This is a genomic window from Biformimicrobium ophioploci (genome assembly GCF_030270605.1).
GTDB lineage: Bacteria > Pseudomonadota > Gammaproteobacteria > Pseudomonadales > Cellvibrionaceae > Biformimicrobium > Biformimicrobium ophioploci.
Genome location: NZ_BSYJ01000003.1, coordinates 643,048 through 657,894 on the forward strand (window position 1 = coordinate 643,048; position 14,847 = coordinate 657,894).

The 14,847-nt window shown below is 58.4% G+C and carries 14 protein-coding genes; 13 read left to right on the plus strand and 1 reads right to left on the minus strand.

Features of this window, described 5'->3' with window-relative positions:
- Window positions 1-46: 46 nt before the first annotated feature.
- The 6 genes from lepB (at window position 47) to acpS (ending at window position 4,112) form a co-directional block, all read left to right on the plus strand.
- Window positions 47-886, plus strand: coding sequence for a signal peptidase I (lepB, locus tag QSJ80_RS09580; RefSeq protein WP_285764215.1), 840 nt, complete (start codon window positions 47-49; stop codon window positions 884-886).
- A gap of 69 nt (window positions 887-955) precedes the next feature.
- Window positions 956-1,369, plus strand: a complete 414-nt coding sequence (locus tag QSJ80_RS09585) for a DUF4845 domain-containing protein (RefSeq protein ID WP_285764216.1) — start codon at window positions 956-958, stop codon at window positions 1,367-1,369.
- Entirely contained in the window at window positions 1,366-2,055 is a 690-nt protein-coding gene (gene rnc, locus QSJ80_RS09590; RefSeq protein WP_285764217.1) for a ribonuclease III, read from the plus strand. The genes QSJ80_RS09585 and rnc overlap by 4 nt, the downstream gene beginning before the upstream one ends.
- Before the next feature lie 4 nt (window positions 2,056-2,059).
- Window positions 2,060-2,965, plus strand: a complete 906-nt coding sequence (gene era / locus QSJ80_RS09595) for a GTPase Era (protein WP_285764218.1) — start codon at window positions 2,060-2,062, stop codon at window positions 2,963-2,965.
- A gap of 60 nt (window positions 2,966-3,025) precedes the next feature.
- Window positions 3,026-3,748: a DNA repair protein RecO gene (gene recO, locus QSJ80_RS09600; RefSeq protein WP_285764219.1), complete on the plus strand. Its 723-nt coding sequence runs from the start codon at window positions 3,026-3,028 to the stop codon at window positions 3,746-3,748.
- Window positions 3,738-4,112 carry a holo-ACP synthase gene (gene acpS, locus QSJ80_RS09605; RefSeq protein ID WP_285764220.1) on the plus strand — a complete coding sequence of 125 codons (375 nt, stop codon included), beginning with the start codon at window positions 3,738-3,740 and terminating at the stop codon, window positions 4,110-4,112. The genes recO and acpS overlap by 11 nt, the downstream gene beginning before the upstream one ends.
- 42 nt (window positions 4,113-4,154) lie before the next feature.
- On the opposite strand, the gene QSJ80_RS09610 is transcribed toward acpS, so the two are convergent.
- Window positions 4,155-6,950, minus strand: coding sequence for a response regulator (locus tag QSJ80_RS09610; RefSeq protein ID WP_285764221.1), 2,796 nt, complete (start codon window positions 6,948-6,950; stop codon window positions 4,155-4,157).
- Between the two features lie 180 nt (window positions 6,951-7,130).
- Here QSJ80_RS09610 and cysM point away from each other — a divergent pair, with 180 nt between their 5' ends.
- The 7 genes from cysM (at window position 7,131) to tsaB (ending at window position 14,828) form a co-directional block, all read left to right on the plus strand.
- Window positions 7,131-8,030 carry a cysteine synthase CysM gene (cysM, locus tag QSJ80_RS09615; RefSeq protein WP_285764222.1) on the plus strand — a complete coding sequence of 300 codons (900 nt, stop codon included), beginning with the start codon at window positions 7,131-7,133 and terminating at the stop codon, window positions 8,028-8,030.
- 20 nt (window positions 8,031-8,050) lie between these two features.
- Window positions 8,051-10,312, plus strand: a complete 2,262-nt coding sequence (gene relA, locus QSJ80_RS09620; protein ID WP_285764223.1) for a GTP diphosphokinase — start codon at window positions 8,051-8,053, stop codon at window positions 10,310-10,312.
- A gap of 27 nt (window positions 10,313-10,339) precedes the next feature.
- The gene (gene mazG, locus QSJ80_RS09625; RefSeq protein WP_285764224.1) at window positions 10,340-11,152 is read left to right on the plus strand and encodes a nucleoside triphosphate pyrophosphohydrolase; all 813 of its coding nucleotides are present in this window, start codon (window positions 10,340-10,342) and stop codon (window positions 11,150-11,152) included.
- Window positions 11,153-11,320: 168 nt separating this feature from the next.
- Window positions 11,321-11,974 (plus strand): adenylate kinase, encoded by a 654-nt coding sequence (gene adk / locus QSJ80_RS09630; protein WP_285764225.1) that lies wholly within the window; start codon window positions 11,321-11,323, stop codon window positions 11,972-11,974.
- A gap of 119 nt (window positions 11,975-12,093) precedes the next feature.
- Window positions 12,094-13,089: a ferrochelatase gene (gene hemH / locus QSJ80_RS09635; protein ID WP_285764226.1), complete on the plus strand. Its 996-nt coding sequence runs from the start codon at window positions 12,094-12,096 to the stop codon at window positions 13,087-13,089.
- A gap of 268 nt (window positions 13,090-13,357) precedes the next feature.
- Complete coding sequence (locus QSJ80_RS09640; protein ID WP_285764227.1) at window positions 13,358-13,981, plus strand: hypothetical protein; 624 nt, start codon at window positions 13,358-13,360, stop codon at window positions 13,979-13,981.
- 115 nt (window positions 13,982-14,096) lie between these two features.
- The gene (gene tsaB, locus QSJ80_RS09645) at window positions 14,097-14,828 is read left to right on the plus strand and encodes a tRNA (adenosine(37)-N6)-threonylcarbamoyltransferase complex dimerization subunit type 1 TsaB (protein ID WP_285764228.1); all 732 of its coding nucleotides are present in this window, start codon (window positions 14,097-14,099) and stop codon (window positions 14,826-14,828) included.
- Window positions 14,829-14,847 lie beyond the last annotated feature (19 nt).

Below are 14,847 nucleotides of genomic sequence, written 5' to 3' on the forward strand. Positions count from 1 at the left end.
CGGTACGCAATAGCAGCAGGCAATAACAGGAAGAGCTAATAACTAGATGGACATCAATTTCCCGCTGATCCTTCTCTGGCTGGTGGTCATTACCGGCGTAATCTGGCTGTTGGATATATTCTGGCTTGCGCCCAAGCGGCAGGCCGCGGCCGAACGCCTAGAGAAGGAGCGCAGCCGCGGTCGTCTGCCCAGTGACTCGAAGGCGATTACCGAGGCGAAGCAAGATCTGCTGGAAGAGCCGGCCATCGTCGAATACGCCAAGTCGTTCTTCCCGGTGCTGGCACTGGTGTTCGTATTGCGCTCATTCCTGTTCGAGCCATTCCAGATTCCCTCAGCTTCCATGGTGCCGACCCTCAAGATCGGTGACTTTATCCTGGTGAACAAGTACGCGTACGGTATTCGTCTGCCTGTGGCCAGGACCAAGGTCATCGATGTGGGTGAGCCGCAACGCGGCGATGTCATGGTGTTTTTCCCGCCACATATGAATGAAACCTACTTCATCAAACGGGTAATCGGCTTGCCGGGGGATGAGATTCGGTATATTAACAATACGCTCTATATTAATGGCCAGCTTGCAGAACAGGTGCCAAACGCCGAGATCCTGCCGGATCGTCCTGACTCTTCAGTCATGTTTGAGGAGATTTATGGCAAGAAACACCTGATGCAAAAGAGCAACGTGCCGGGCCAGTACAGCCGTAACCAGCATGCGGTGGTACCGGAAGGCCACTATTTTGTAATGGGCGATAACAGGGATAACAGTCTGGACAGCCGCGCCTGGGGTTTCGTGCCGGAAGAGGATATCGTCGGCAAGGCCGTAGCAATCTGGATGAACTGGCCCGCACTGGGCAGCCTGCCCAGCTTTGGCCGGGCTGGTGGGATCGAGTAACTGCTCGTCCCCGTACAAACAAATAATAGGGAATCGGGGGTTCGCATGAAGATACTGGAGCGCGTAACAATGAAAAACCAGAAAGGTATGAGTTACTGGGGCCTGCTGGGAATACTCGCAGTGGGTGGCCTTGCGCTCACCTGTGTTTCCAAGATGGGGCCGGCCTATATCGACGCCTATTACGTCGAGGAAGGCCTTCGCCACGTTGCCAAGAATGACAATGTCGACAGCATGAAGCGCGGGGAAATCCTGCGTGAACTGGACCGCTACTTCACTATTAATAACGTGCGCGGCGAACCGACCAAGGCAGTGCGCGTAGTAAGCTCCACCGAAGGTACGATTGTCAGTATCGATTACGAGCTGCGTGTGCCGCTGATCAGCAACGTTGACGTGGTGATGAAGTTTGACAAGCAGCTCAATACCAACCAGCCGGAGCTTTGCTGCGATGCGCTGGTAGACCTGACGGAAATTGAGAACCAGTGACAGATATCCACATGGAGCGGTTATCCCTGAGGTTGGGGTACCGCTTCAAGGATGCGAGCCTGATGCAGCTCGCACTCACGCACCGCTCATGCGGTAGCCGCAACAATGAGCGCCTGGAGTTTCTGGGTGACTCAATCCTTGGCTTCTCCATCGGGGAAGCGCTTTTCAACAAATTTCCCAAAGCCCGGGAAGGGCAGCTGAGCCGCCTGCGCGCCAACCTTGTTAGCGGGGAAACGCTCGCGGAAATCGCGACTGAATTCGACCTCGGCCCGAACCTGAATCTCGGTGAAGGGGAGATGAAGAGCGGCGGTTTCCGGCGCGCCTCAATTCTGGCGGATGCCGTTGAGGCATTAATTGGTGCAATCTACCTCGATAGTGATATGGACACTGCGCGCGCCCGTGTACTGGACTGGTATGCATCGCGGCTCGAAGCGCAGTCTCTCGATGAGCTGGGTAAGGACGCCAAGAGTCGCCTGCAGGAGTGGTTACAGTCGCACAAACGGGCGCTGCCGGATTACCGGGTGGCGAGCGTCGGTGGTGTGGAGCACGCACAGGAATTCGTTGTCGAGTGCCACGTGGATGGCCTCAAGGAACCGACCGTAGGCAAGGCCAGCAGCCGTCGCAATGCAGAAAAAATGGCGGCTTCCCGTGCCCTGGAAAAACTCACCGGTGCCAGTAAGAGGTAAGGCAGTGGATCAAGTAGACCAAACCAGCCGTTGTGGCTACGTCGCAATTATGGGGCGCCCGAATGTGGGCAAGTCGACCCTGTTGAACCACTTGCTCGGGCAAAAAATCTGTATTACGTCGCGCAAGCCACAGACCACCCGCCACAATATGCTCGGTATAAAGACCGAGGGTGCCAACCAGATTATCTTCGTGGATACGCCCGGCCTGCATTCCGGTGAGGGCAGTGCCATGAACCGCTATATGAACCGCGCCGCCGCGAGTGCGGCCCGCGATGTCGATGCGGTTGTATTTGTGGTCGAGCGTGCGCGCTGGACAGAGGGCGATGAGCTTGCGGCAAAGAAGTTGCAGGGTATCAGCTGCCCCCTGATCATCGCTGTCAACAAGGTTGACCAGCTCGAGGACAAAGCAGACCTGTTGCCGCAGCTGCAGGCTCTGGCCAGCAGCCACCCGAATGCTGAAGTAGTGCCGATCTCTGCCCTGCGCGGTACCAATCTGGATGTGCTGGAAAAGGAGATCATCAAGCACCTGCCGGAAAGTGAGCACTTCTTCCCGGAGGAGCAGATCACGGACCGCAGCTCGCGTTTCCTCGCTGCGGAAATCGTGCGAGAAAAGATCATGCGCCAGATGGGCGCAGAGCTTCCCTACCAGATGGCGGTTGAGGTTGAGGATTTCTCGGAAGAGGGCAATATCCTGCACATCTCTGCGGTAATCCTGGTAGAGCGGCAGGGGCAGAAAAAAATCATCATCGGCAACAAGGGTGAGCGCATCAAGAAAATCGGTCAGCAGGCTCGCCAGGACATGGAAACCCTGTTTGACGCAAAGGTGATGCTGAACCTTTGGGTAAAGGTCAAATCGGGCTGGTCCGATGATGAGCGCGCGCTGCGCAGTATGGGCTTTACTGACGAGTAAAACTGACGAGTAAAGCTTCGCGGGCATCCACAGCTTGATAATCATAATAATCCACCAGCAATGACCCAGGATCGCCTCCAGCCCGCCTTCGTATTGCATACCCGTCCGTTCCGGGATTCGAGCCTGCTGGTGGATTTGCTCAGCACGGATCTCGGCCTGGTGCGCTGTGTCGCGCGGGGTGCCAGGCAGGGAAAGCGCCGGCGCGAGCACTCCCTGCAACCATTCTCTCCGCTGTTGGTAGAATTGCTCGGGCGCGGCGATCTGAAGACCCTGGGTCGACACGAATCTGCCGGCGCGCCCAACTGGCTCAAGGGTAAATGCCTTTACGCCGGACTCTACGCCAATGAACTGATGGTGCGTTTGCTTCCGGTGGCGGAAACCAACGTCCAGGTCTTCGCGGCCTACCAGCAGCTCCTGCAGCAGCTGGTCAGCGGTGAGCAGGCTATGGAAGCTGCATTGCGCAGGTTCGAGGTGCAGCTACTCGATAGCATCGGATTTCTGCCACCCCTGACGCGCTGCAACGGTGACACCCTTGCGATTGAGCCGCAGTCCCTCTATGCGCTCGTTCCGGATTCGGGGTTTCGCCTCGTTGCCGGTGGCGCGGAATCGCAAAGATATTTCGAGTACCATGGCAAAACTCTGCTCGCGATGGCGGCGGGGGACTACTCCGATGAGGGGGTGCTGCAAGAGGCAAAGCGGCTGGTCAGGAACCTGCTGGCGCCACACCTCGGGGACAGGCCGTTACAGAGCCGTGAACTCTTCAGGCAGGTATATGATCGTTAGTATTGGCACCGACATCTGTGCAATTGCACGCATCGAGCAGTCATTGCAGCGGTTCGGTGACCGGTTTGTGGAGCGTGTGCTGACGCTGGCGGAGCGGGCGGCACTGCCGGAGCAGGGTGCTGCCGCTTATGTCGCCAAGCGCTTCGCCGCCAAGGAGGCGCTCGGCAAGGCGCTCGGGACCGGCATCGGGGGCGGTGTATCCTGGCAGGATATCGAAGTAATCCGGCGCCCCGGGCGCGCAGCGGATATCCGCCTCGCCGGTGCAGCGGAGAGGCTCGCCCGCGAGATGGGGGTGCAGAAGGTACTGCTGAGCCTGAGTGATGAGCGCGATTTCGCCCTCGCTTTCATTGTGCTAGAGGGTTGATCATTTTTCCCGGTGCATGCCCATGCCAGCCCAATCCGGCCGTCAGGAGGAAAAGCCCTGTTTCAGCAGGCCCTGCTCGACAAGAAACAGGGCATCAATATCTTTTTCTTCCGCCCAGTCCAGCAGCTTGCCAATTTCACGCACCACGGCATTGATCTGGCCGCTGAGTACGGGGTCGTCATTGATCAGGCCGTGCCAGCCTTCCTCTACCCGCGCCTTCGCCGTGCGGTTCAGTTTTTCCGCGGCTGTGCGCAGTGGCGGCACGCCGCAGTAGCAACAGCCCCCGTACAGCCGATGTATCAGCTCATGCAGGGGCTGGGGTGACTCGGTGCCGAGCATGTCCAGCAACTGCTGCCGCTCGTCCGGTAGTGAGTCCAGCAGCATGCGCAACATGTCCCGTGCAAGTTCTACATTGCCATTGCTCAGGGTGACGCAATTCTCGATATCTACCGGGCTGGTTTCGGGTAGCGACTTCTGCTCCGCGGCTGCTGTAATTGCCAGCTGCATCCACCGCTGGACAGTATGACCGAGTTGCGCTTCGGTGATCGGCTTGCCGAGAAAATCATCGAAGCCTGCCGCCAGCAGGCGCGCCTTCTCTTCGGTACCCGCATGCGCGGTGATGGCGATAATGGGGGTGCGCTGTTTTCCCTGCTGTTGCCTGCGAATGGTCTGGGTTGCCTCGATGCCATCCATGCCGGGCATCTGGATATCCATAAAAACCAGGTCGAATGACTGCAGGGCAAACTTCTCCAGTGCCTCCTCGCCGGATTTCGCCAGCGTGACTTTTACCTTCAGGTTTTCCAGCAGGGCAGCAATCAGTCGGCGATTTGCATCGTTGTCATCGACGGCAAGCACCTCAGGCTGGCGTGTAGCAACGGCCGGCGCACTGCGCTTCTCATTGGTTGTCGTGGCAGGAGATACACGCTTCGCAATGAGTAACAGGCTATCGCTGGCCAGCGGCTTGCTGATAAAGCCCGCAACCAGGTGGCGCAGGGAGTCGTAGCAGTTGCGCAGCTCCGCCGGCAGCCCCTGGATGACAACCCGGCAACGATAGTCGTTCACCAGGCGGGCGACCTGTTCCTCGAGGGTCTGGGGTTCCTCATCAGAGGCCTTTACGTCAAGGAGTACCGCGTCCGGCAGCTCACTCTGTTGCCACATCTGCTGGATTGCATTCAGGTAGTCACGGGTGTTCTCCAACTCCACTACCGAGGCCTGCCAGCGCCGCAGCTGGCGCGCGAGCTGGCTACGGGTCTTTGAATTCGGGTCGATCAGCAGCCAGCGGCTGCCGCTCAGGTTTTCTGCCGGCAGGGCACTACTGAAGTTGCGATCAACGGCCATCGGCACGTCAAACCAGAGGGTCGTACCGCTGTCCCTGTTTTCGTCCAGCCCCATTACGCCATCCATCTGCTTGATGAGGCTGCCGGAGATTGCGAGGCCAAGGGTATTTGCAGAAGCCTGGCTTTGCGACGGCATGTTGCGCTCGCGCAGCAATACGTGAATTTCTGCACGCTGCTCGGGGGAGCAGACATTACCCGGGAAGTTGACACTGATTCTGACGGTGTTCTGGGATTCGCCGGTTACCTGTGAGCTGATGCGCAGGACAACGTCGCCGTTGCGGGACAGCTGGATGGCATTGCCAACCAGGTTGATCAGAATCTGTTTGAGACGCGCCGGATCCCCAAGCAGGGTGGATGGCAGCTGGTCGTCAGCGATGGAAACCATCTCGAGATTGTGGTCGTAGGCTGCGGGCGCGAGGATCTGAAGTGCCTCTTCTGCTGTGCGCGCAACGTCCACAGGCACATGGTCAAGTACCAGGGTGCCGGCCTCGATCCGGGAAAAGTCCATCAGGTCATTGATGGTTGAAAGCAGGTTTTCCGAGGAGCGCAGGATGGTGCGCAGGTATTCCTGCTGAAGTTCGTTGGTTTCTGTCTTCAGTAGCAGGTTGGTGAAACCGATGATGCCGTTGAGCGGCGTGCGGAATTCGTGGCTGGTATTGGCAAGGAACGCGGATTTGCCGCGGTTGGCCTCCTGGGCCTTCTTGCGCGCCAGGTCCAGCTCGATGTTTTGCTCCTCCATGGTGTCGAGGGTTTCACGCAGGTCGTCCAGTGATTGCTCGTGGCTTTCGAGTATTTCCCGGCGCTGGAATTCCAGTGCGGCAACCATATGGTTGAACTGGGCTGCCAGGTCGCCAATCTCACGCGTTTCGAAGTCGCGCATGCGCACATTGAGGTTGCCAGAGGCTGCGCTGGTCATGGCATTGCCGAATTGCGCAAAAACCCGGTTCAGCCGGTCCGCGAGCCTGACGGCCCAGACACTTGCAACGATCCCGCACAGCAGGAAAGCCAGTATGCCGAGCATCAGCACCTGATAGGCGCGTACCCCGAAAGGAGAGGGGTGCAGCTGCAGTGCCAGCACATAGTCCGTGCCGGCGGCACTGAAAGGCGCGCGCACGATGGGGGTACTGTCGCGAGTCGGCGCATTTGCAAGCAGCACATGCTCAACCTGCAGCCGGGGCCCGGCGTTGGCTACCAGCTCTGCGCCCATTACGCGTGCTGTGCGGTCGCCGACCCGGGGTAGCCTGAACAGGTGCGCGCCGAGCACCTCGGGTTGCTCAAGTATCCTGCCGAGCAGGTCCTCCCAGCCCTGGGGCTCAAGGGAGCCCAGTGCGTGGGCGGTCTGTTCCGCTATGGCACTGCCATGGCTGAGATATAATGCTTCCCGATCCTTGAATTGCAGGTAGGTGAACGCAACCCCCAGCAATAAGGTAAGCAGGAGTGCCGGGGTCAGCCCGAAGCGCAGGGCTGTGGCACGAATGGACCGATTGGATTGGTAGGCCATTGTGTTTATTGAGGTTTTTGGCAGTGATACCCTTTGTACTGCATCGGGTATGCCCTCTGCAAGACATGTCCGGCTGCAGCGTGACGGAGTCGGCTCGGGTAGTCTTGCTGCCGGGCCGCGGGTATCATGCTGACCGCCAGGTTTTGAATAGGCCCAGAGTCACCGAATGGGAAAATACCAGTGAGTAGTACGGAGTATCCGACCATTGCCGATTGCGTGGGCAATACGCCGCTCGTCCGTATGCAGCGTATGCAGGGCGAAACCAGCAATCAGATCCTTCTCAAGCTGGAAGGTAATAATCCGGCCGGGTCCGTAAAGGACCGACCGGCCATGTCCATGATCCGGCATGCCGAGTCTGAAGGGCGTATCAAGCCGGGCGAAACCCTGATCGAAGCCACCAGTGGCAATACCGGCATCGCGCTGGCCATGGCCGCTGCGATCAAGGGCTACCGCATGGTCCTGATCATGCCCGACAACGCAACGGCAGAACGCAAGGCGGCGATGACCGCCTACGGCGCGGAGCTGCTGCTGGTTTCCCGTGACGAGGGTATGGAGGGGGCGCGGGATCTCGCCCTGGCGATGCAGGCGCGGGGTGAAGGGCTGGTGCTAGACCAGTTTGCCAACAATGACAATCCACGCGCGCACTACGAATCCACCGGCCCGGAAATCTGGCAGCAGACCGGTGGTGAGATCACGCATTTCGTGTCCTCGATGGGCACTACCGGTACCATTATGGGCACCGGCCGCTTCCTCAAGGAAAAGAACCCGCAGATCCAGCTGGTGGGACTGCAGCCCACCGACAATTCCAGCATCCCGGGGATCCGTCGCTGGCCCCGGGAGTACCTGCCGCGCATCTTCGTGCCGGAAGCGGTGGACCTGGTCCTCGATATCGACCAGTCTGAGGCCGAGGCCTGTATGCGGCGCCTCGCCCGTGAGGAGGGAATCTTCTGCGGTGTCTCGTCCGGCGGAGCGGTCGCCGGTGCATTGCGACTCTCGCAACAAGTGGAAAACGCGACTATTGTCGCGATCATCTGTGACCGGGGTGACCGTTATCTGTCATCCGGGTTGTTTGAACAGTAAATTCAGGGGCTATTGACGGTTTGGTTAAGGTCAGGGCAGATCACCCGGTTGGTGACGACGGCAACATTCATCTCGATGCGTGGCTGAAGCGTATTCAGGAAAAAGCGCAGCTAGACGGTAGCGCGGTGGTCGTCCTGCGACGGGCCTGTGAGACTGCTGCCGATGCCGCCAGCAAGAAGATCGAGGCAGCGAATCTCTGGGCAGATCGCGCCAGCAGTTACAAGACCGGCCTCGAGATGGCGGAGATCCTCGCAGACCTGCAGCTCGATGCCGAGTCCCTGAATGCGGCGGTACTTTACCGCGCAGTGCGCGAACACCGCCTGCCGCTCGAGGAAGTTGAAAAGTCTTTTGGTGCCGGTGTAGCCAAACTGATTCACGGCGTTTTGCAAATGGCCGCAATACGCACCCGCAGTGCGGATTCAAGCCTCGATGCGCTGGGCAAAGCTGGTGAGGAGCAGTCTGAAAACGTGCGCCGCATGCTGGTGTCACTGGTTGAGGATGTGCGGGTTGCATTGATCAAGCTGGCGGAGCGCTGTTGTGCAATCCGCTCGGTCAAGAATGCCCCGGAGGAAAAACGCCGCCGTGTTGCACGGGAAGTTGCGGATGTGTACGCGCCGCTTGCGCACAGGCTGGGTATCGGTCATATCAAGTGGGAGCTGGAAGATCTCTCGTTCCGTTACCTCGAGCCGGAAGATTACAAACATATCGCCAGGCTGCTGGATGAAAAGCGCCTGGACCGGCAGGAATATATCGACAATGTGCTGCAGGTGCTGCGCGGTGAGCTTGCCGACGCGAATATTGACGGTGAAATAACAGGCCGCGCCAAGCATATCTACAGCATCTGGCGCAAAATGCGCAGGAAGAACATCAGTTTTTCCCAAGTCTACGATATCCGCGCAGTACGCATTCTCGTACCCACGGTACGCGACTGTTACACCGTGCTCGGTATCGTGCACAGTCTGTGGCGCAACATTCCGAACGAATTCGATGATTACATTGCCTCGCCCAAGGACAACGGCTACCGCTCACTGCATACGGCGGTAATCGGGCCGGAGCGCAAGGTCCTCGAAGTGCAGATACGCACCTTTGCGATGCACGAGGAGGCAGAGTTCGGGGTGTGTGCACACTGGCGTTACAAGGGCGCGGACAGGAAATCCGGTGCCGAAAGCGGTAACGTCGGTGACAGTTATGAGGAGAAAATCGCCTGGTTGCGCCAGGTCCTCGACTGGCATGAAGAGGTCGGCGGGCACCCGCTGGAAGATGACCTCAACCTCGAGGTGGCCGACGCGCGGATATATGTGTTCACCCCGGATGGGCACGTGGTCGACCTGGCCAAGGGCGCAACCCCGATCGATTTCGCCTACCGGATCCATACAGAAGTGGGTCATCGCTGCCGCGGCGCCAAGGTGGATGGACGCATTGCACCTCTGAACCGGCCGCTGCAGACAGGCCAGCAGGTGGAAATCCTTACCGGTAAACGCGAAGCACCCAGCCGTGACTGGTTGCAGCCCAATATGGGATACCTGAGCACCTCGCGTGCGCGCGCCAAGGTGATTCACTGGTTCAAGATGCAGGCGCGGGACCAGAATATTGCCGATGGTCGCGGGATTCTGGAGAGCGAATTCCGCCGCCTGGCGCTGCTCGAGCTCGATTTCGAAAAGCTGGTCAAGAAAATGAACCTGAACTCCCTCGACGACCTCTATGCGGCCGTCGGGGCAGGGGATGTCGGTGTAGGTCAGGTGCTTAACGCCGCCCAGCGTATGGTCAAGGTCGAGGAAGTCGACCCCACCCCGCAATTATCCGTGCCGGTGGCCGGTCGCGATGGCAAATCCGATGTCTATATCGAGGGCGTCGGCAACCTGATGAGCCATATCGCCCGCTGCTGTAACCCGGTACCCGGCGATGAAATCGCGGGCTATATCACACTGGGGCGCGGTGTCTCTATTCACCGCCAGGATTGCGCCAATATGCTGCGCATGCAGGTGGAAGAGTCGGACCGTGTCCTGCAGGTCTCCTGGGCACAGGCGCCCACGGCGGTCTATTCCGTGGATCTGGTGATTGAGGCTTTCGACCGCCATGGCCTGTTGCGCGATGTCACTACCATGCTGGACCAGGAAAAGATCAACGTGACTGCCATGCAGACGATTTCCAACCGGCGCGACAACACCGTGGAAATGGTCCTGACGGTGGAAATCCATAACTTTGCCGAGTTGAGCCGTGTGTTGCACCGGATCAACCAGCTGCCGAACGTTGCTTCAGCCAAGCGCCGCACGCTGCAGTAGGGCCGAAGTGGCGACGGGAACCGTCTTATGACAGAAAAATACAATATCGATGACCTGCAGTACCTGATGGCGCGCCTGCGGGACCCGGACGGCGGTTGCCCCTGGGACCTCAAGCAGACATTCGCGACCATTGTGCCCTCTACGATCGAGGAGGCTTACGAGGTGGCGGAAGCCATCGAACGGGAGGATTTCGGGCACCTGCCGGAAGAACTCGGGGACCTCCTGTTCCAGGTGATCTTCTATGCCCAGATGGGCAGTGAGCAGGAGCGCTTTTCCTTCGATGGCATAGTGCACACGCTGGTGGCAAAACTGGTGCGGCGCCATCCACATGTATTCCCGACTGGTGAGCTGCGCGGCGAGCGTCGCGAAGGCGGACTGGACGAGCAAAAAGTTCGTGACTCCTGGGAGTCCATTAAAGAGGCGGAGCGCACCAGCAAGGGGGAGCAGGGTGCGCTGGCCGGCGTGGCGACCGCTTTGCCGGCACTGACACGTGCGGCAAAGTTGCAAAAGCGCGCAGCCCGGACAGGCTTTGACTGGCCGGATATCGACCAGGTACTGGCAAAAGCCCAGGAGGAGATCGGTGAGGTCCGCGAGGCAATTGCTACTGGCGATCTCGATGCCGCACGGGAAGAGGTGGGTGATCTTCTGTTCGCAGTGGTGAACGTGGCCCGCCACCTGAAGGCGGATCCAGAGACGCAGCTGCGTGCGACCAACCGGAAATTCGAGCGACGCTTTGCTTTCGTGGAGTCGGCGATTACCGGTAGTGGCCGCGTGCTGGAGGATGCAGGCCTCGAGGAAATGGATGCGGCCTGGGATCAGGCCAAGGAAAGGGGTCTGTAACCCCTTGAATCTGGACAAAATTCAGGCGTTTTCTGCGCGATCCGTGGTGAAAGCGGGCTAAACCATAGGTCTGGGTTGTGCAGCCTATGGCCTGCGTGTAAGGTAGACGCCCCCAATTTTCAGCGCCTCCGGTATGTTTCCCGGGGGAACCAACAGGAGCCATCCTTTATGCGAATCATTCTCTTGGGTGCGCCGGGCGCCGGTAAGGGTACCCAGGCACAGTCGATCATGGAGAAGTTTGGAATACCCCAGATTTCCACCGGTGATATGTTGCGTGCAGCAGTCAAGGCGGAGTCACCGCTGGGCCTGCAGGTCAAGGACATCATGGCCTCCGGTGGCCTGGTTTCTGACGATATCATCATTGCTCTGGTAAAAGAGCGCATCACCCAGGACGACTGCAAGAACGGCTTCCTGTTCGACGGCTTCCCACGCACCATCCCGCAGGCTCAGGCACTGCTGGATGCAGACGTAAAAATCGATCATGTGCTCGAGATCCACGTCGACGACGAGGAAATCGTCAAGCGTCTTTCCGGCCGTCGTGTGCACGAGGCCTCCGGACGTGTCTATCACACCATTTATAACCCGCCAAAGGTTGAAGGTGTGGACGATGAATGCGGTGAGCCGTTGGTGCAGCGCCCCGACGATCAGGAAGAAACCGTGCGCAAGCGCCTGGCGGTTTACCACGACCAGACCGAGCCACTGATTGGTTTCTACCAGTCTCTTGCAGAGACTGACGCTGGCGCCGCGCCGAAATTCTCCCGTGTAAACGGTGTTGGCGACCTGGCCAGCATTCGCGCGCAGGTATTGGCCGAGCTGGGCTGAGCCTTCATTGCGATAAATTGATGTTTTACGGAATCAGGGGCCTTCGGCCCCTGTTTTCGTTTACCGCCTTCCAAATTCCAGTATCATCCCCACGACACTACTGATTTCGCGAATTGCAAATGAAGAAAGCCGTAATCCTGATGAACCTGGGAACCCCGTCCGAGCCAACACCGGCTGGCGTGCGGAGTTTTCTTAAAGCGTTTCTTTCAGACAGGCGAGTGGTGGAAATCCCCCGCCCCCTGTGGTGGGTGATTCTGAATGCTTTCGTGCTCACCCTGCGCCCAAAAAAGGTCGCGCCTGCGTACGAGGAAATCTGGTCGTCCGGTGACTTCGAGGGCTCTCCAATTTTCTATTACACCCGGGAGCAGGCTGCGGCCCTGGGCAAACTCCTGTCTGCGGAGTGTGACGCAGGGGAGGTTAAGGGAGCCCGTGTCACCTTTGCCATGACTTATGGTGAGCCGGGCCTGCAAAGCACAGTCGCACAGCTGCGGGATGCGGGCGTGGAGCAGTTTCTTGTGTTGCCGCTTTACCCGCAGTACTCATGTACTACCACCGCCCCGATATATGACCAGGTTGCAGCACTCTTTACCGGTTCGCGCAATGTTCCCGATATCCGCATCGTCAACAACTACCATGACCACCCACTGTACATAGAGGCGCTGGCCAGCAGTGTGCGCGAGCACTGGGCCCAAAATGGCAGATCCGAGCGTTTGCTGATGTCTTATCACGGTATTCCGCGCAGTTATGTAGACAAGGGGGATCCATACCTGGAGCACTGCCAGCGCACTTCTGAATTGCTTGCCGAGGCGTTGGAGTTACAACCGGATGAGTGGGCCATGAGTTTCCAGTCGCGTTTCGGCAAGGCGGAATGGCTGAAACCCTACACCAGCGAGCTACTCAAAACCTGGGGGCGCGAAGGCGTTTCTTCGGTTGAGGTGATTTGTCCCGCGTTTGCCTCAGACTGCCTGGAAACACTCGAGGAAATTGCAGAGGAGAATTGCGCTTATTTCCTTGAAAGCGGTGGTAAGGGATTTTCCTATATCCCCTGCCTGAACCTTCGGCAGGACCACATAAATCTTTTGCGGGCAGTGGTTCGCGAAAACGGATTTGCCTAGTTTCACTCACACGGGAAAAGCGGATTTCCGGCCCGAATTTATCGATCGGGCACGAAAACGGATAAAAATTTTGAAAAAAACGCTATTTAGGGCATTTTTTTTTGGATTTTTTTGACGAAACTGTGTTGTTTTTTTATTAATTTGCTAAAGTTTCGAGTGTTCCCGGGAGGTTATAGGGAAATACTTCCCAGATGCTGACGAGTCCATTGCGGCCTGCGGGGCGAAGTCGGGGAGTGATAAAAACATTTATCGCGAAAGGAGACTAGGGATGGGCAGAGTGGCAAAGAAAAGGCCTGCGGCCAAGAAAAAGGCGGCGGCTCGCAAAAAGCCGGCAATGTCGCCGGTGGCAAAAGCGGAAGCCTTGCTGAAGAAAGCGGAAGATGAAGCGCTCAAGAAGGTCAAAGCGCTGAAAAAGACGCTGGACGCCAAGCACAAGAAAGACGCAAAAGCTGCGGTAAAGGCTTTTGAAGCCAAGTATGTAAAGGCAAGTCTTGCGGCCAATGCCGCGAAGCTGAAAGCGGCTGAGAAGAAGCTCGAGGCCAAGATCAAGGTTGCCGCCAAAAAGCTGGCAATGAAGGTCAAGGCCGAAGAGAAGAAGGCGGCTGCGAAGCTGAAGGCTGCTGAGAAGAAGGCAGCGGCAAAAGCCAAGGCGGCTGAGAAGAAAGCAGCAGCCAAGGCCAAGCTAGCGGCCAAGAAAGCTGCGGCAAAAGCCAAGGCTGCCGCCAAGAAGAAGACGGTCAAGAAGAAAGTAGCCAAGAAGGTCGTCAAGAAGAAGGTGGCCAAGAAAGCCGTGAAGAAGGCTGTGGTCAAAAAGGCGGCAACCAAGAAGGCTGCTGTTAAAAAGGCGGCGACCAAGAAGAAGGCCGCCCGCGGTCGTCCAAAGAAGAAGTAAGGTCCCCTCAGGTCCTGTGAAAGCCCCGCTTGCGGGGCTTTTTTCGTTTTGGGGCAAAGGTGGCTCGCGGCCCGGGCCCATATTTGCGAAAATGGCGCTCCTTCAGGAGGGCAGCATGAAGATTTTGGCGATAGACAGCAGTTCCGGGGCATGCTCGGTAGCACTTCTGGATGGCGAGGCTGTTACAGAACGGTTTTCGGCCGAATTGCGCGACCATACCCGGCGCATCCTGCCCATGGTCGATGAGCTGCTGGCGGGGGCAGGGTTGAAGCTGTCAGATCTGGATGCCTTTGCCGTGGGTCGCGGACCGGGCTCCTTTACCGGTATTCGTATCGCCATCAGTTGTATTCAGGGGCTCGCCTTTGCCTGCAGTAAGCCGGTAGTCCCGGTGTCCAGCCTTGCCGCCCTGGCTCGGGGCGCACGTCGGCGCAACCTGGCGCCCGCCGATGCAGTCGTCGTGCCGGCACTCGATGCGCGCATGCAGGAGGTTTATTGCGCGGCTTACGACGGGCAGGAACTCTCCGCTATTGCAGCAGATGGGGTGATGGCACCGGAGAGGGCCGCGGAGCTGGTTTCCCGTTTATCCGCGGAGGGCCGCCCGGTAGTCGGGGTAGGGCCCGGTTGGAATTATCCGGCGCTTTCGGCGCTGGGTTCCGATCCGCTGGCGGGTGCTGCACAGGTGCTCAGTCATGTTGATGTCGATATCCACGCGGAAGACGTGGCGCGCCTGGCTGCGGAGCTGTTTCAGGCCGGGGAGCATGTGCAGGCCGATGCCCTGGAGCCCGCATATGTGCGCACCGAAATCAGCTGGAAGAAGCGCGAGCGTATTCGCCAGAAAGGCGATTAATCAGTATTCCCAAGAAGTA